16 protein-coding genes are annotated in these 16,590 nt (G+C 36.7%); 11 read left to right on the forward strand and 5 right to left on the reverse strand.

Annotated features, from left to right (window positions below; genetic code table 11):
• Positions 1–144: 144 nt before the first annotated feature.
• The 9 genes from REI64_RS11345 to pdeM all read left to right on the forward strand — a co-directional run bounded on the left by REI64_RS11345 (position 145) and on the right by pdeM (position 9,148).
• Positions 145–1,083, forward strand: a complete 939-nt coding sequence (locus REI64_RS11345) for an exonuclease domain-containing protein (protein WP_308850293.1) — start codon at positions 145–147, stop codon at positions 1,081–1,083.
• A 199-nt stretch (positions 1,084–1,282) separates the two neighbouring features.
• Positions 1,283–2,575 carry a kynureninase gene (kynU, locus tag REI64_RS11350; protein ID WP_308850237.1) on the forward strand — a complete coding sequence of 431 codons (1,293 nt, stop codon included), beginning with the start codon at positions 1,283–1,285 and terminating at the stop codon, positions 2,573–2,575.
• Positions 2,568–3,428, forward strand: a complete 861-nt coding sequence (locus REI64_RS11355) for a bestrophin family protein (RefSeq protein ID WP_308850238.1) — start codon at positions 2,568–2,570, stop codon at positions 3,426–3,428. The genes kynU and REI64_RS11355 overlap by 8 nt, the downstream gene beginning before the upstream one ends.
• 63 nt (positions 3,429–3,491) lie before the next feature.
• Positions 3,492–4,394, forward strand: coding sequence for a histone deacetylase (locus REI64_RS11360; RefSeq protein WP_308850239.1), 903 nt, complete (start codon positions 3,492–3,494; stop codon positions 4,392–4,394).
• Positions 4,395–4,691: 297 nt separating this feature from the next.
• A complete protein-coding gene (locus REI64_RS11365) occupies positions 4,692–5,375 on the forward strand; it encodes a pseudouridine synthase (RefSeq protein WP_308850240.1) in 684 nt (227 codons plus the stop codon).
• 37 nt (positions 5,376–5,412) lie between these two features.
• Positions 5,413–6,159 (forward strand): hypothetical protein, encoded by a 747-nt coding sequence (locus REI64_RS11370; protein WP_308850241.1) that lies wholly within the window; start codon positions 5,413–5,415, stop codon positions 6,157–6,159.
• A 17-nt stretch (positions 6,160–6,176) separates the two neighbouring features.
• Complete coding sequence (locus REI64_RS11375) at positions 6,177–7,106, forward strand: hypothetical protein (protein ID WP_308850242.1); 930 nt, start codon at positions 6,177–6,179, stop codon at positions 7,104–7,106.
• Positions 7,106–8,200 (forward strand): DNA polymerase IV, encoded by a 1,095-nt coding sequence (dinB, locus tag REI64_RS11380; RefSeq protein ID WP_308850243.1) that lies wholly within the window; start codon positions 7,106–7,108, stop codon positions 8,198–8,200. Before REI64_RS11375 ends, dinB begins: the two co-directional genes overlap by 1 nt.
• A 312-nt stretch (positions 8,201–8,512) precedes the next feature.
• Positions 8,513–9,148 (forward strand): ligase-associated DNA damage response endonuclease PdeM, encoded by a 636-nt coding sequence (gene pdeM, locus REI64_RS11385; RefSeq protein WP_308850244.1) that lies wholly within the window; start codon positions 8,513–8,515, stop codon positions 9,146–9,148.
• 3 nt (positions 9,149–9,151) lie between these two features.
• Here pdeM and REI64_RS11390 read toward each other — a convergent pair whose 3' ends face one another.
• From REI64_RS11390 to REI64_RS11405, 4 genes are all read right to left on the reverse strand, one after another.
• Positions 9,152–9,871 (reverse strand): DUF481 domain-containing protein, encoded by a 720-nt coding sequence (locus REI64_RS11390; RefSeq protein WP_308850245.1) that lies wholly within the window; start codon positions 9,869–9,871, stop codon positions 9,152–9,154.
• A gap of 20 nt (positions 9,872–9,891) precedes the next feature.
• On the reverse strand, positions 9,892–10,839 hold the full coding sequence (locus tag REI64_RS11395) for a YihY/virulence factor BrkB family protein (protein ID WP_308850246.1): 948 nt from the start codon (positions 10,837–10,839) through the stop codon (positions 9,892–9,894).
• Positions 10,836–11,267, reverse strand: a complete 432-nt coding sequence (locus tag REI64_RS11400; RefSeq protein ID WP_308850247.1) for a hypothetical protein — start codon at positions 11,265–11,267, stop codon at positions 10,836–10,838. Before REI64_RS11400 ends, REI64_RS11395 begins: the two co-directional genes overlap by 4 nt.
• Positions 11,268–11,617: 350 nt before the next feature.
• The gene (locus tag REI64_RS11405; RefSeq protein WP_308850248.1) at positions 11,618–11,767 is read right to left on the reverse strand and encodes a hypothetical protein; all 150 of its coding nucleotides are present in this window, start codon (positions 11,765–11,767) and stop codon (positions 11,618–11,620) included.
• Between REI64_RS11405 and REI64_RS11410 the strand changes: the two genes are divergently transcribed.
• Entirely contained in the window at positions 11,766–12,146 is a 381-nt protein-coding gene (locus REI64_RS11410) for a response regulator (RefSeq protein ID WP_308850249.1), read from the forward strand. The genes REI64_RS11405 and REI64_RS11410 overlap by 2 nt on opposite strands.
• A gap of 28 nt (positions 12,147–12,174) precedes the next feature.
• Positions 12,175–15,921 carry a PAS domain S-box protein gene (locus tag REI64_RS11415; RefSeq protein WP_308850250.1) on the forward strand — a complete coding sequence of 1,249 codons (3,747 nt, stop codon included), beginning with the start codon at positions 12,175–12,177 and terminating at the stop codon, positions 15,919–15,921.
• Between the two features lie 145 nt (positions 15,922–16,066).
• Here REI64_RS11415 and REI64_RS11420 read toward each other — a convergent pair whose 3' ends face one another.
• Entirely contained in the window at positions 16,067–16,432 is a 366-nt protein-coding gene (locus REI64_RS11420; protein WP_308850251.1) for a response regulator, read from the reverse strand.
• Positions 16,433–16,590: the final 158 nt, after the last annotated feature.

Here is a 16,590-nt window from a genome sequence, read left to right on the forward strand (position 1 = left end):
ACTAAATATTCGTAGCTTTTTTAACTAAAAAATAGAAAGTACGCTTTGTTTTTAGCAAATTTGGCTTGATTAATTCTTGTATGAAACGATACCAATAATTGTAGGTAGAGCGCCCATCATCCAATGAAAAAAATATATAAACTGATGAAATTAAACTTAAAGCGTCCATTAGCATTTTTTGACCTAGAAGCAACCGGTGTAAATGTTGGAATAGATAGAATTGTTGAAATTGCTATATTAAAAGCAATGCCAGATGGTTCAGAGCAAATTTTAACAAAACGTATCAATCCAGAAATACCAATCCCGTTGGTTACTTCATTAATTCATGGTATTTATGATGAAGATATAAAGGATGCACCAAAGTTTGGAGATGTTGCGCAGGAGATAGCAGATTTTATTGGTGATGCAGATTTGGCAGGCTATAATTCTAACAAATTTGACATACCGATGCTATTGGAAGAGTTTTTAAGGGTTGGTGTTGATTTAGATATGACCGATAGAAAGTTTGTAGATGTACAGAACATCTTTCATCAAATGGAACAACGCACTTTAAAAGCGGCTTACAAATTTTACTGTGCAAAGGATTTAGTTAATGCGCATTCGGCAGAAGCTGATATTAGAGCTACGTATGAAGTGCTATTGGCGCAGTTAGATAAGTATAAAAATACTGAGTTTGAAGATAAACAGGGCAATATTTCTGTTCCTGTAAAAAACGATGTAGATGCTTTACATAGTTTTACCAACATGAACAAATCGGTAGATTATGCTGGTAGATTAGTTTATAATGAAAACGGCGAAGAGTGTATTAATTTCGGCAAGCACAAAGGAAAAACTGTAGAAAGTATTTTTGATACAGAACCAAGTTATTATTCTTGGATGATGCAAGGCGATTTTCCTTTGTTTACAAAGAAAAAAATGGAGGAGATTTGGAAACGTTGGAGTAAGAAAAAGGAAGACCAAAAGCAAAGCCGTACGCAACAAGCTCCAGCGCAAAGGCAAAATCCTCAACCAAGAAAATCAGAGCCTGCTAAACCGGTTACCAATGATATGCTTGACCAGTTAAAAATGAAGTTTGGAAAATAGTTTAAGCCTATTGATATTATACATTAAGTGACAAACATTTAATTATTTTAACCACCTAAGACACCTTAGTACATTTAAGCCTTAGGTTTTCTTAGGTGACTAAGGTGGTATTTAAATTTTAACCACCCAGTACATTTTAGTTTTAATGTGTCCTAAGGTGATAAAACAAGCATTCAACTAACACGCTTTTATTATAAAAATGACTTTCGAAAATAATTTAGCATTCGCCCAGTCTCTTGATCAGCAAGATACTTTGGGTGAAATGCGTAATGAGTATCTATTTCCTCAACAAAATGAGAAACCGTTTATATACTTGTGTGGTAATTCATTAGGATTGCAACCTAAAGTAGCCAAACAGGTTTTAGGGAAACAATTAGATAATTGGCAAAACTTAGCAGTAGAGGGCTGGTTTGAGGGCAATGAACCTTGGATGTTTTATCACAAAGAACTTAAACGATTAATGGCACCAATAGTAGGGGCCAGTGAAGCGGAGGTTTGCCCGATGAATACCTTAACGGTTAACTTACATTTATTGATGGTAAGTTTTTACAGACCTACCAAAGAACGTTTTAAGATCATTATGGAAGCTGGTGCTTTCCCATCAGACCAATATGCCATAGAAAGTCAGGTTCGTTTTCACGGCTTCGATCCAAAGGAAGCAATTATTGAAGTAGCGCCAAAAGAAGGTGAATACACTTTAAAAACGGAGGATATTATTGCCGAAATTGAAGCTAATGCAAATGAAATTGCGCTGGTGCTATTTGGTGGTATCAACTACTTTACGGGGCAATTGTTTAATATGGAAGCTATTACCAAAGCAGGTCATCAAGCAGGTGCAAAAGTAGGTTTCGACTTGGCGCACGCTGCAGGAAATGTGCCTTTGCAGTTACACGCTTGGAATGTTGACTTTGCTTGTTGGTGTTCCTATAAATACCAAAATGCTGGCCCGGGTGGCATAAGTGGAATTTTTGTGCACGAAAAGCATTTTAACGACCAATCCTTACATCGCTTTGCTGGTTGGTGGGGCTACCAAGAAAACAATCGCTTCCTAATGGAAAAAGGATTTGTGCCCGAAGCTGGTGCAGATGGTTGGCAGGTAAGCTGCACGCAAGTGATGCCAATGGCATTGTATCACGCTTCGTTACAATTATTCGAAAAAGTTGGTTTTATGGAACCACTGCGAGAAAAAAGCAAAAAATTGACTGCCTATTTAATTTATATCATTGAGAAAGTAAACACTGCGCTTGGATTTGAACAGTTTAAAATCATCACTCCAAAAAATCCAGATGAAAGAGGTGCGCAGGTTTCTATCATTGCTAAAAACGATGGAAAGAAAATCTTCGACCACTTAGTGAAAAACAATGTTTTAGGCGACTGGCGTGAACCTAACGTCATCAGATTAAGTGCCGTCCCAATGTATAATAGTTTTGAAGATATTTTCAGAACTGGCGAATTGCTTTTAACCGTAAGTAAATCCCTACAAAATGATTAATTACAACCCAAAAGAGTGGATTGGTTTTATTTTTCGCTTTCATAAAGCCGACAGTTTTTATAAGCTCTGGAAGTTGATGCTTAGTGTGTCAATTTTTTCTGGGATTATAGCTTATCTGGAGCTTAACCATATTAAATTGGCAGAAACAACCTACATTAAAAATGTGGGAATGATGCATAGCTTGCTAGGTTTTGTAATCTCTATGTTGTTGGTTTTCAGAACCAATACGTCTTACGATAGATGGTGGGAAGGCAGGAGATTGTTGGGACAATTGGTAAACGTAAGTAGAAATTTTGCCATTAGGATTAATGCATTAAATTTAAGCAACGAAGACAAGGAGTTTTTTAAGTACGCTATTGCTAAATATGCTTTTGCATTAAAGGAGCATTTGCGTGAGAAACAATACTTTGGGAAAAACAGCATTTTAATTGAAATTGATGGCGGTAAACACATTCCAAATCAGGTGGCGGTAAGTATTACGAATAAGCTTTTCGATTTACAACGGGAAGGTAAAATTACTGGCGAGCAGCTAATTACCTTAAATACTGATACTACACAATTTACTGATGTTTGTGGTGCTTGCGAAAGGATAAAAAACACGCCAATTCCTTACTCTTACAGTGCTTTTATCAAGAAATTTATCTTCGTTTACGTCATCACGCTTCCGTTTGGATGGGTGTTTAGCTTGGGATATTTCGTTGTGGCTATTGTTCCTTTTATACTCTATGTATTAGCGAGTTTAGAGCTTATTGCCGAGGAAATTGAAAATCCCTTTGGTACAGATGCAAACGATTTACCTGTAGATCAAATTGCTGATAATATTGAGAAGCACGTAGGGGAAATTCTTGGTTAATTGTTGAAACCGTTTAATTGTTTAACAGAACCAACACTCGCTTAGACTACGTCAGCAATTCCAATGATTAAAATCGCTTATCATCCCATTTATGCGCATCCTTTACCAGAAGGACACCGTTTCCCCATGGTGAAGTACGAGCTAATACCTGCTCAATTATTACATGAAGGAACAATTGAGGCAAGCAACTTATTTGCACCAAAACCAACCCAAGAAGAAAACATCATAAGTGTACACGAGAAAGCTTACTGGGAGCAACTAAGAAAGTTAACTTTGCCCTATCAAGAGCAACGCAGAATAGGTTTTCCTTTAGATACACAGCTAGTTGAAAGAGAAATTAGAATAGCGCAGGGAACGATAGACGGCGCAATTTATGCACAAAAAAATGGCATTGCCTTTAACGTGGCAGGCGGCACACATCACGCTGGCAGTAATTGGGGCGAAGGCTTCTGTCTGTTAAACGATCAGGCTATTGCGGCGAGTTACTTGCTGAGGAATGGATTAGCCAAACGAGTTTTAATTGTCGATTTGGATGTGCATCAGGGAAATGGAACTGCAGAAATTTTCCAAAATGAAGATCGTGTATTTACATTTTCTATGCATGGCGATAAAAACTTTCCATTCCGCAAAGAAAAATCTGATTTGGATATTCCTTTGTCAGACGGAACACAAGATCAAGAATTTCTATCAGTTTTAAGTGAAAACTTACCAGCGATAATAAGAAAACACAATCCCGATTTTGTATTTTATCTTTCGGGGGTTGATATTTTAGAAAGCGATAAGCTGGGTAAATTAGCGTTAAGTAAATCTGCTTGTAAACAACGTGATCAAATCGTTTTTGAAACTTGTTTTAGGCTTGGTTTGCCCGTTCAAGTAAGTATGGGCGGAGGCTATTCTGAAGATATCAAAATCATAGTTGACGCACATTGCAATACCTTCAGAACAGCTTTTGATTTGTTTGGTTGATGATTTTTCAAATTATAGCAGACCCTGAAATAAATTCAGGGTGACGTTAAGGTGTGTTCCGTCATGCTGAATTTATTTCAGCATCAGTTATTTAAGAAGCTGTTTAAATTTCCTTTGCAAAAAATGCTGGTGTCATGTTGAGCTCGTCGAAACATTCTTCATCAAGTAGTCTTCGACAAGCTCAGACTGACAAGTAAAAAGTTTTACTGAAATTTAAACAGCTTCTAAATTTTTTAAAGGTAACCTTAATGCAGCACGCAATTCCTTTTGATTTGAATTAATTTTTATCTTCGCCTTGTGTTAGAAATTGTATACCAAGACGAATATCTTATCGCCATTAATAAACCGCACGGTTTGTTGGTGCATCGTTCTAAAATAGCTGATGATGCTACAGAATTTGCATTACAAATGTTGAGGGATCAAGTTGGTTGTCATGTAAATCCAACGCATAGATTAGATAGAAAAACTGGAGGGGTACTGCTTTTTGCTTTTGATAAAGAAACTGAAATTGCCATGCAAAAGCAGTTTCAAGAAAGTTTAGTAGATAAAAATTATTTAGCCATTGTGAGGGGATATGCGCCTTTAGAAATGGAAATTGACTATCCCTTGGCTAAGGAAAACGGAACACTGCAAGAAGCCCAAACTAGTTTCGTTACACTACAGCAATCAGAAATTCCATTAGAGATTGGTAAACATCCAACATCGAGGTATAGTTTCGTGAAAGCCAATCCTAAAACGGGGAGAATGCACCAACTACGCAAACACTTTGCGCACATTTTTCACCCCATTATTGGCGATAGGCCACATGGCTGTAATAAGCAAAATCGATATTTTAAGGAACATCTACAAATGAACACCATGATGCTTCATGCTTTAGATTTGACTTTCATTCATCCAGTTACGGAAGAAGAAATCACCATTAAAGCCAATGTACAAGATGAATTTAAGAGAATGATGACTTTGATGAATTTCAGCATTTAAAACAATTTTCTAACGTTATTTGTGTTATTACTACAATATGCCATTAAAATATAAGCTACTTACAATCTTTGCTGTAACTTTATTGTGCAGCGGTTGTTCATCTATTTATATGCCAGGCGTTCCAAATACGCCAATGTTAACTACTAAAGGTGAGATTGCTGCCGGCGGCCATATTTCTCTTCGTGGAAACATAAACATCAATACTGCATATGCTGTTAGCGATAACTTGGCGGCAATGGTAAACTTCGGTTCTATGAACAACGAACGCAGAAAACGAGATGTTAAGCACAACTATTTCGAGTTTGGTGGTGGTTATTTTAAAACCTTCGGACCAGAAGACAACCGCATTCTGGAATTTTACGCAGGTATGGGAACTGCAAGCAGCAAACGTGTGGTAAGAGATTACGATGATGGCATCTTAATGAGTACCGATATATACGATGCTAATTATACCAAAATGTTTGTGCAAGCCAACTATAGTTCTAAAAAGGTAAGCAAATTGAGGTTATTGGGTGTAGATTTCGGGTTGAATTACGGTACTGCTTGGCGTTTAAGTTTTGCATCTACCAAAGATTTTACACTGAATGGTGTACCACAAGTTAATGAAGATAACATTTTTATAGAGCCTGTTTTCTTTACCAGGATGATACTTAGCGAGCAATTCCAGCTGCAATACACCAGCGGCAGTAACATTGGTTTAAGAAACAGGAAGTTTCTAAATGCGGGACATTCAGTTTTTAGCATTGGTGCAGTAATCAACATTGGTCGAAAGCCAAAAAATTAAAATACTAAATTTGAAGTATGACCAGATACTTCTTAGTTCTTCTGTTGCTACCATTTTCAGTTTTTGCCCAAACTTTCGAGCAAAAGATGAAGGCAATGCCTGTTGCTAATTTAGAAAATGGTGTAAAGCTTACATTCGATGAACCAAAAGATTTAAATTCAAAACCTGCAAAAGTTATTATTTATGCATTACCAAATGGCAATACTACTGCTCAAACATTTGGTAAAAAGCTAGCCGAAGGCGATGATTGGCATTTCGACATACAGCATATTGGTGCACAAACAAGTTTCATCAGAATACAAGACAAAAAGCTCAATTACATTGTCGTTTACCTAGAAAATTCCTTAAAAAGTTGGCCTACGTGGCGCCGTCAAACCAAAAATGCAGATAGTATCATCCTTAAAATTGTTGAAAATATCTATTTTAAATACAGAGGCTTAAAACCTACGATTATTTTGAATGGGCACAGCGGTGGTGGAAGTTTCATTTTTGGTTTCATTAATTCGCAACCAGAGCTACCAAATTATATTGAACGTATCAGTTTTTTAGATGCAACCTATGGTTACGAAACAGAAAAACATCAACGAAAGTTAAATAATTGGTTGTCGAAAAAAGCAAAATCTTTACAAGTAATATCGTATAATGATAGTGTAGTGGTTTACAACGGTAAACCTCTAGTATCGCCAACGGGAGGAACTTGGTACAGAAGCAAATTAATGGCTAGAGATTTAGAAGCATCCAGATTACAAGAAACTGAAGATCAGTTCATTTTGCAACATAAATCGGCCTCTTTCATCTTAATTAAAAATCCGGAAGCTAAAATTTACCACACCGTCTTGGTAGAGAAGAACGGTTTTATTCATTCTATCTTTAACGGAACAAAGTTCGCCAACAAAAATTATTTGTTTTGGGATAAAAGAGCCTACGAAAATTTTATATTGGAGTAATGGAAAAGGAAGCAGTAAAACATAGGAAAATCATTCATATCGATATGGATGCCTTTTATGCTTCTGTAGAGCAAAGAGATTTTCCGGAATTGCGGGGCAAACCTTTGGTAGTGGGTGGTTCGCCAGAAGGAAGAGGCGGAGTAGTAGCAACTTGTAGTTATGAAGCGAGGGCTTACGGTATCCGATCGGCAATGTCTTCTAAAAAAGCACAGCAACTTTGTCCCTACGCTATTTTTGTATATCCCAGATTTAATGCCTACAAAGAAGTTTCAAAACAAATTAGAGCGATTTTTAGTCGTTACACCGATTTAATAGAACCACTTTCTTTAGATGAAGCTTACTTAGATGTAACCGAAGACAAACTTAATATCGGCTCTGCCATCACCATTGCAGAAGAAATTAAGAAAGCCATTAAAGATGAATTGAATTTAACCGCATCGGCAGGAGTTTCTATCAATAAGTTTGTGGCAAAAATTGCTTCAGATATGAATAAACCAGATGGCTTGACTTTCATTGGTCCTTCAAAAATTGAGAAGTTTATGGAAAAACTGCCTGTAGAAAAATTTCATGGCGTAGGTAAAGTTACCGCAGAGCGGATGAAAATGCAGGGAATTAGAAAAGGCAGTGATTTAAAGAAACTTACTGAAGAACGATTGACTTTGCTGTTTGGTAAATCGGGAAAGTTTTTTTACAACATTGTTCGTGGAATTGACAATCGAGCTGTAAAACCAGACCGAGAAATTAAATCCATCAGTTCTGAAGATACTTTTGGCTACGATTTGGACAAAGGAAATGAACTGTACGAACGTTTGTTACACATTACACAATCGGCTTTTAAGCGTGTAAACCAATACCAGTTATTCGGAAGAACCATCACCGTTAAAGTGAAATTTGCAGATTTTAAGCAGATTACTAGAAGCAATTCTTTCGAGCATGCAATTGTTAGCGAAGATGAAGCAATTCTAGCAGCACGAACTTTGGTAGAAACCGCCGATTTTGATGGCAAGACAGTACGTTTATTGGGTGTAAGTTTCTCTAATTTTCGTGAACCTAAGGTTAGGAATAGGATAGAAGAACAGGTAAAGTTGTTTTGAATTTAATACATTAAGGAATTAAGATTAATTTAAAAATAATATACATCTTAATTAACCATTATAATTCTTTAAATAGTTTTGGCTATCTGCGAAAAATGCCTAAGCGGGTTGGGGATTTTTTGATAGAAAGGGGAGCGTCGGAAAGGCACATAGTGGGATTGACAAACATTTTCGTAAATTTTTGACACTACAAAAATTGAATTTTATAGCTTTGATATTGCCTGACTAGGTATTATTGGGATTTTAATTAGATTTATTAGTGGTCATTTTAATCAGTTTCTTAATGTTTCATATTCTGCGTAGATTTACAGTGTGAACATCGAAATTAGAGGCGAAGAATTAATTTTAGATAAAGAGCGAGCTGTATTCCTTCCAAAAGAACAGCTTTTAGCGATTAGCGATTTACATTTAGGCAAGGCAGCTCATTTTCGCAAAGCGGGTTTGGCTATTCCCACTACAGTTTCGCAAAATGATGTCAATAGGCTAGAAGTATTGCTTCAAAAATATAAGCCTAAAATATTATTAATCAATGGAGATATGTTTCATAGTGATCATAATTCTGAGATTGAAGAATTTGCCAATTGGCGGGAAGGATTTAAGGAAATCAACTTTGTTTTAGTGAAAGGAAACCACGATAAGCAAAAGGAGGAGATTTATGCTAACATGAATGTGGACGTTCATGACCCAACATACAGTACCGATAGCTTTTGCTTTATCCACGACAGTTTAAAATGCCAATCTGAGCTTTATTCTATTGGAGGCCATATCCATCCAGGCGTAAGCGTTTATAACAAAGCCAAGCAGCACTTACGATTTCCATGCTTTTATTTTGGCGAAACCTACGCTTTGCTGCCAGCGTTTAGTGCCTTTACCGGATTGCAAATAGTTAAACCAAAGGAAAACGAACTAATTTTTGCCATCACGCCTACAAAAGTGGTGAAGGTTTAGTGCTTAAAAATATTTGTCTATGGTAATACCGTAGGTAATATTTAAATTTTCCCTACTTGTGATATTCATTCTATTGTAAGTTAGTGCAGTGTTTAGGTTAATCCATTTTTTTAGTTGTACACCTAACTTATTGAAACTTCTGATGATGTAATCTCTACCGTTAGAAAACGAGTTCTGTAGAAAATTACTGCCCTCAAATATGATGATATCTTTAATCATCAATCGATATTGCAGCCGTAAAGAATTTCTATAGGTATCGTAACGCGTATCAGCCAGCAGATTGCTTGTGTCGTATAAAACACCATCGCTAATGTTTACATAAAAATTTTCCTTATCAACAATGTTGTAAGCTACTCCTAAACCAGCCTGCACTTGGTGATTAATTTTCAAAGAAAAACTACTGGTGTAGTTCAATAATCCCCAATAATAGAAATGTGGGATAGTCTTATAGAGGTTGAAATTAAGTGTTGAAGAGAAGTCGTTATTGCTTACTTCATCATTTTGCTTACCGTACAACCAACTCGTAGTTGAATTGAGTACAATACTTTTTTTCTTGATCCCAAAATTAACCCCGTTGTTCAAAAGATAAGCGTCGGAAGTATTGGTTTTGTTTACCGAACCAGCAGCATTTAGTCCCAAATGATAAAAAGTGCTGTCATTATATTGAGCCCTTAACAGCAAACAGGACATCATCATCGCTATGCATAATACAAATTTCTTCATTGCGTGTAATAGAAAACCTGTTATCCGCTTTGTGTATTCTGATCTACAGGTGTGTTTCCAGTTTCTATTTCTACCTGTTTCGTACTTACAGCATAATGCGAAGGTCGAATTTCTGAACCGTAGGTAATGGCGTATGCTTTTGTAAATTCTGCACCAAAATAAAGAATAATGGCAGAATAATAAGTCCACAACAGCAGAATAACTAACGAGCCTGCCGCCCCATAAGTACTGCCAACATCGCTCTGCCCAATATAAATGGAGATAGCAAACTTACCAATCATGAACAAAATGGCTGTAACTAACGATCCTAGAGCAACATCACGCCATTTAATTTCTGCATCGGGTAGCACTTTGAAGATTACACCAAAAATTAGTGCAATCACAAGTAAAGTGACAATTTGGTTGATGATGTAAAATACGATAACCGAAACTTCAGAAAAACGTATTTCTAACTGTCTGCTAAAACCATCTAATAATGAGGTTACAGCTAAGGAAACCAATAGTAGGAAACCCAAACTAATGATCACCGAAAACGATAGAAACCTATTTTGCAGCATTTTTAACCAACCTCTTTTAGGTTTAGGTTTAATGCCCCAAATGGTGTTAATAGAATCTTGAATATCCGCAAATACAGTTGTGGCACCAACCAATAGCGTAACAATACCAATAATGAAGGCAATATTGCCCTTGTTTCCAATAGCAGCTTTTTTAACGATATCTTGAAGTTGTAGAGCAGTTTCCTTACCCATAAAACCACTTAATTGCTGATAGATTTGCCCTTCTGCGGCTTCTTGCCCGAGAAAAATGCCGCATAGCGAAATGATTACCACTAATAACGGAGCCATTGAAAAGACCGTATAATAAGCGAGTGAACCACTCAATTTGGTAACGTTGTGGTCGCTAAATCCGCTGAAAGCGTTCTTAAATACCTGAAAAGCACCTTTAAAGGTTAGTTTGTTCTTTTTCATACTTTTCTTCTATCATTCAATAGTTCCAACAATGCATTACGGTCTATTACTTTTTCATCCGCCTCTTCGTCCTCAGTTTCTTGTCGCTTTTCGAAATAGCGTGCAATGGTAAGCCCAGCAAAATATCTGTTAACAGCTTCTCTTTTCCACAAAACAATAAGGGCTGTTAGAGAGAGTATCAATGTAGAAGCTAAAAATCCTAAAACATGACTGCTAAAAAATACCGATAACGAAAATGATAAGGTAATGCTAGTCAAGAAAATGACCAGAAGGATACCCACAACAATTACAGCGTTGGTAATTAGGTCGGCAATTAGTTTACACACGCTCAATACAAGACGGTACTTATGTATTCTTAATTTTGTTTTAGCACGTTCTTTTGCCGTTTCCCAATAATTTGTAAAGAGTTTAAATAGCTTTTTCTGCATAGTATCAAATTGTATTAATTTAACTCAAACACTAAAAAAAAGTTTGCTTTAAATTTATAATTGAGGGAAGAAACGGTAGCAACATCAGTTGATATCTAAATTTTATAGGACTACTTGTTTCAAAACATAGATTATAATTATCATTTATAAATGAAGTTATTAAGTTTTTGTAAATCACGTAGATACATGATATTTAATTCGTAAAGATGTTTTGCTGAATTTGAAAATAAACGGTAGAATGATTAAAATTTTCTTACATTGGGGTTAAATACGTGTTTTTATGAAGAAAAATACTTGTTTTATAAAAGTGTTTTAAACACACTGTGAAATTTAAAAATGTTGCTTTGGTGTTATAAACCATTGCTTGTGGTACTTACGAAAGCCAATTGTCTATTTAACATGAATGTTAAATACCCTGCAAATTGGATTAGCTTTATGGAGTAATTCGGCATGGTTTCAGTTTGTTGGTTGGTTCGGATATTATAATTAATTTCGGACATGGAAGCAACTTTTGGGCAGAGAAAAAAAATCGTCGCTGTTTTTGATGACGATCGTGATTTGTTGGATATCTACTCATATTTGTTAGAAGAAGATGGCTACGAGGTTGTTTTATACAGCAACTGTAATGATGTTGTTGCCAAGATGAAGGAATTACTTCCAAACATCATATTGATGGATAATTGGATTCCTGTAATGGGCGGTGTAGCTGCTATTGAAGAAATTAGGAAAGAAGAGGAGCTTCGTCATATTCCTATTATCTTGGTTTCAGCAAATAATGATGTGGAGAAGCTTGCTGAGAAAGCAGGAGCGGATGGAGCGATTGCCAAGCCTTTTGAATTCAGCGACTTGTTGTGTCTGATAGCCAAATTATCAGCCTAAGCTTATTTCATTTTAACCTAATTAACGGATGCCTACGTATTCTGAAAAAGATCCTTTAGCATTTCTCAGAGGAAGCGAACATATCGCACAACTTATTCTATCCCAAAATTGGGAAGGAACTGAAGTAGGGCATCCATCAAGTTGGCCACTACGTCTAAAGTATGCAATTAGCGCACAGCTGGTAAACCCTTGCCCGTCTTTTGTTTGCTGGGGAAAGCAACGAATTTTTATTTATAATGCAGCTTTTGCAACTCTGTTTCCAGATCTGGATATAAAACAAGGTAGCGAAGATGCTGGTTTTCTTGCATTTGGACTACACTGGGGTAAGGTTTCTGCCGCTATTGAAAATGCTTATCAAAATAAAGGAACAATAGTTAAAGGCGTTCGTATTGGCACGCATGGTAGGCTGGGCCAGCGTTACTTAGACATCTCAATGGGGACGCTATTTGAGTTAGATGGCGAGATTTTTGGCGCTTGGGGTATCTGTCAGGAAAAAACTTACGAGTTAGTTGCAGGCGATATTCTACGAGCAAGCCAACAACACATGCGCAGTATGATTGGCAATGCGCCAATTGGAATTTGTGTTATCGGAGGGCATCCATTACAAGTAGAAGAAATTAACGATGAATGTTTTCGTTTGTTAGGTTTTAGCAATCGTAATGGAAATATTTTGCCGACATTAAATGACCTTTTAGGTGATTTGTCTACCTTTATGGATGAAGGTATTCCACAATATCTTCGTGAAATTTCTCAAGAACAACTAGTAGACGGCAGAAAACAGTTGCGCTACATTGACCTTATGGTTTCGCCATTTCAGAATCGAACAGGACATACTAGTGGCTTAACTGTCTTGGTAATAGATGTAACAGATCGTGTTGAAGCTAATCAATCTCTTTATCAGGTTAATGAAGAAATTGCAGCAGCGAACGAAGAGCTGGCTGCATCTAACGAAGAATTAACTGCTACCAACGAAGACCTAGATTTAGCTAGGCGTAATTTAGCAACATCCTTAGAAAGACTGGGCGAAAAGGAACAGCAAATTCGTCAAATGGTTTCTAATGCTCCCTTTCCAATTGCACTTTATGTAGGCAGAGAAATGAGAGTTGTAGAAGCTAACCAGGCCTTGATAGATGTTTGGGGAAAAGGACCAGATGTAATTGGAAAAACCTACAGCGAAGTTTTGCCCGAGCTAGAAAGCCAATCGGTTTATGATCAGCTAACGGGTGTGTTTGACACCGGAATTCCTTTTCATGCTCGTAACCAACGTATCGATTTGGTTATGTACGGGGAACTTAAGACATTCTATTTCAATTATAGTTTTACGCCGTTGCACGATTTAGATGGTAATGTTTATGGAGTAATGAATACCGCTGCCGATGTTACTGATTTGTTTGTAGCAAAGCAAAAGGTAGAACAAGGCGAAAAGAATATTAAAAATATGATTTCGCAGGCGCCAGTAGCCATGTGCTTATTAGAGGGGCCAGAATATCATATTAAATTAGCCAACGAGGCTATGTTAGACATTTGGGGAAGATCAGCAGCAGAAACAATCGGTTTACCTGTTTTTGAAGCCCTGCCAGACGCTAAGGCGCAAGGCTTGGAAGAAGCAATGGATCAAGTTTATTTGAGTGGCAAATCTTTTAATGCTTCAGAGCAGCCTGTTTTATTAATGAGGCATGGAAAGCCCGAGGTTGTTTATCAGAACTTCGTTTATCAACCATATCGTGATGGAGAAGGAAAAGTGATAGGTATCCTAGCAATTTCAGTTAATGTTACCGAAATGGTGATTTCTAGGAGACAGGTAGAAGAAACCTACAGCCGATTGAACCTTGCAGCATCTGCCGCTAATTTAGGACTGTTCGATATGGATGTAAAGTCTGGAAAGTTAGAATGGGATGAACGTTGCAAGTTTTTCTTCGGTATTGATGCTGACCAAGACATTGAATACGAACGAGATTTTGTTAAAGGTTTGCATCCAGAAGATGTGGAGCATACTATACTCGCTGTAGAGAAGGCAATGGAACCTTCTAGCGACGGTACTTTTGTACAAGAGTATCGTACGGTGGCGCACAATAACGGGCAAGTAAGATGGATCAGAGCAGTAGGGAAAGTTTATTTCGATGAACAAAGACAACCTAGCAGATTTGTTGGTGTAGTATCAGATATCAGCGATGCTAAATCTGCTGAGCAGCAAGCCAGAGAATCTGCAGAGCGAAAAAGCCAATTGGCGGCTATTGTAGAATCTTCCGATGACGTGATTATCAGTAAAGATCTTAACGGTGTCATTGCTAGTTGGAATCCTTCGGCACAACGTATGTTTGGTTATACCTCCGAAGAAGCAATTGGCAAACATATTTCTATAATTATACCAGAAGATAGGCTTAATGAAGAAACGCTGATTATTTCGAGAATTAGAGCAGGCCAGAAAGTGGATCATTTTGATACCGTAAGGCAGGCAAAAGACGGATCTCCTAGACACCTGTCTATTACAGTATCTCCAATTACTGATGGTAGTGGAAACGTTGTTGGTGCTTCTAAAATAGCTAGAGATATTTCCTTACAATTGGCTGCCAAAGTTGCTACCGCTAAATATACCGAACGTGTTGAGGCTATTAATTTAGTAATTAACGCTATTTCTAGAGAAGTAGTGGCCGACAATATGTTGGTAAGTGTAATTCAACTAACTATTCATCTAATTGGTGCAGAGTTTGGCGGCTTTTTGGCATCAGAAAAACAGAAAGGAATACTGAGCAATTATGCTGCACCACTAAACAGTTTGTCTGAAGATGTAATCAAGTTACTTCCTAATACCATCTCCAGTTTAGAAAAAGAGCAAGAAATGGATCCGGTTTTTTATTGGGGAAAACTACATACACTCGGTTTGCAATATAAAATTGATGAGCAGAAGCGTTCGCTAAACAGTCTGATTACGGTTAATGTTTCTTCTGCGGAGAAAGAAAACATCGGAACGCTTTATTTTGGACATCATGAAACAGATTTTTTTAACAGCGAGCACGGAAATCTGTTACTTTCAATTGCTGCTCACCTTTCTTTGGGAGTAGAAAAGGCTTTGCTTTACGAAAAAGTATTAGACCTTAACCAGAAAAAAGACGAATTTATCAGCTTGGCTAGCCACGAGCTTAAAACGCCGCTAACTGGTATCAATGGATACATACAAATTTTGATGCGTTTAGTGCGGGAGGAGCAGCCGGGTAAATACTTAGGCAAAACATACCAGCAGGTACAGAAACTTACAGCACTAGTTAACGATTTACTTGATGTTTCTAAGATTGAGGCAGGTAAACTTAAATTTAGTACTGACCAGATAGACCTTGTTAAAGTTATTTCAGATACTATAGAAATGGTAGTGGAAACTAACAACAGTTATCAAATTAACTTTAATACAGCTTTTAAAGAGTGTATAATTATAGCTGATGGGCAACGGATGGAACAAGTGCTGAACAACCTGCTTTCTAACGCTATTAAATATTCTCCTGGAACAAATAGGATAGAGGTCTTGCTAGAAATTGTTGGGAATTATGCTTTAGTAGGTGTAAAAGATTTTGGTATGGGTATTCCACAAGAGAAAATTTCTAACCTATTTTCTAGGTTCTATCGCATAGATGAACATACACCGAATATATCAGGGCTTGGCATAGGACTTTACTTATCCAAAGAAATTATTTCTAGGCATAATGGACAAATATGGGTAGAATCGGAAATTGGAAAGGGAAGTATCTTTTGGTTTAAATTGCCTTTAGGAACTAATAATTGATGTTCAGTGAAATAAGAAACTTTAAAGATGACATCAATATTTTATGGATTGAAACTTTTTTGCAGTGATCAATAGACGGATTGTAGTTGGATTATTTTATCCAAAATCTATCTGTTAATGGAAGAGAGGTTTCAATTTGCGTATTTCAGCTTAACAACTTGTCAACTTTTTCTAAAAGCGTATTAATATCAAATGGCTTGGGAATAAAATCATCAGCGCTGCTCACTTGTTTAAATTTAGCCAAACCGATGTGCGCCGACATAATGATAATTGGAATATCTTTCAGCAAGTCATCTTTCTTTACAACTTGTTCACAAAGATCTAAACCATTTCCGTCTGGAAGCATCACATCCATAAGAAATAGGTCTGGGTTATTATTTTCAGTTAAAGCAGCTTTAAATAGAGTTGCATTCTCAAATAGCCTAACTTCATGGCCTTCTTCTTGAAGCAGAAAGGAAATAACATCTCTGATATCAGGATCATCTTCGATAATCCATATTTTTTTATTCATTGCGCTAAACTGAAAAGTATATCCAAATTAACAACAAGGATAGATGATTGTTTTAATGAATTTAGTTTATTAAAACCTAAAATCTTTATTTATGATGATAAATGCAAATTATAGTTCTGTTTTAATAAGACCAAAAACTAATCACATCAAACGCATTT

It is taken from the genome of Pedobacter sp., from assembly GCF_031119335.1.
Lineage (GTDB): Bacteria > Bacteroidota > Bacteroidia > Sphingobacteriales > Sphingobacteriaceae > Pedobacter.

Coding starts and splice junctions, on each gene's coding strand:
- REI64_RS11345 (WP_308850293.1), top strand. CDS start 145: ATGAAATTAAACTTAAAGCGTCCATTAGCATTTTTTGACCTAGAAGCA.
- kynU (WP_308850237.1), top strand. CDS start 1,283: ATGACTTTCGAAAATAATTTAGCATTCGCCCAGTCTCTTGATCAGCAA.
- REI64_RS11355 (WP_308850238.1), top strand. CDS start 2,568: ATGATTAATTACAACCCAAAAGAGTGGATTGGTTTTATTTTTCGCTTT.
- REI64_RS11360 (WP_308850239.1), top strand. CDS start 3,492: ATGATTAAAATCGCTTATCATCCCATTTATGCGCATCCTTTACCAGAA.
- REI64_RS11370 (WP_308850241.1), top strand. CDS start 5,413: ATGCCATTAAAATATAAGCTACTTACAATCTTTGCTGTAACTTTATTG.
- REI64_RS11375 (WP_308850242.1), top strand. CDS start 6,177: ATGACCAGATACTTCTTAGTTCTTCTGTTGCTACCATTTTCAGTTTTT.
- dinB (WP_308850243.1), top strand. CDS start 7,106: ATGGAAAAGGAAGCAGTAAAACATAGGAAAATCATTCATATCGATATG.
- REI64_RS11390 (WP_308850245.1), bottom strand. CDS start 9,871: ATGAAGAAATTTGTATTATGCATAGCGATGATGATGTCCTGTTTGCTG.
- REI64_RS11395 (WP_308850246.1), bottom strand. CDS start 10,839: ATGAAAAAGAACAAACTAACCTTTAAAGGTGCTTTTCAGGTATTTAAG.
- REI64_RS11400 (WP_308850247.1), bottom strand. CDS start 11,267: ATGCAGAAAAAGCTATTTAAACTCTTTACAAATTATTGGGAAACGGCA.
- REI64_RS11410 (WP_308850249.1), top strand. CDS start 11,766: ATGGAAGCAACTTTTGGGCAGAGAAAAAAAATCGTCGCTGTTTTTGAT.
- REI64_RS11405 (WP_308850248.1), bottom strand. CDS start 11,767: ATGTCCGAAATTAATTATAATATCCGAACCAACCAACAAACTGAAACC.
- REI64_RS11415 (WP_308850250.1), top strand. CDS start 12,175: ATGCCTACGTATTCTGAAAAAGATCCTTTAGCATTTCTCAGAGGAAGC.
- REI64_RS11420 (WP_308850251.1), bottom strand. CDS start 16,432: ATGAATAAAAAAATATGGATTATCGAAGATGATCCTGATATCAGAGAT.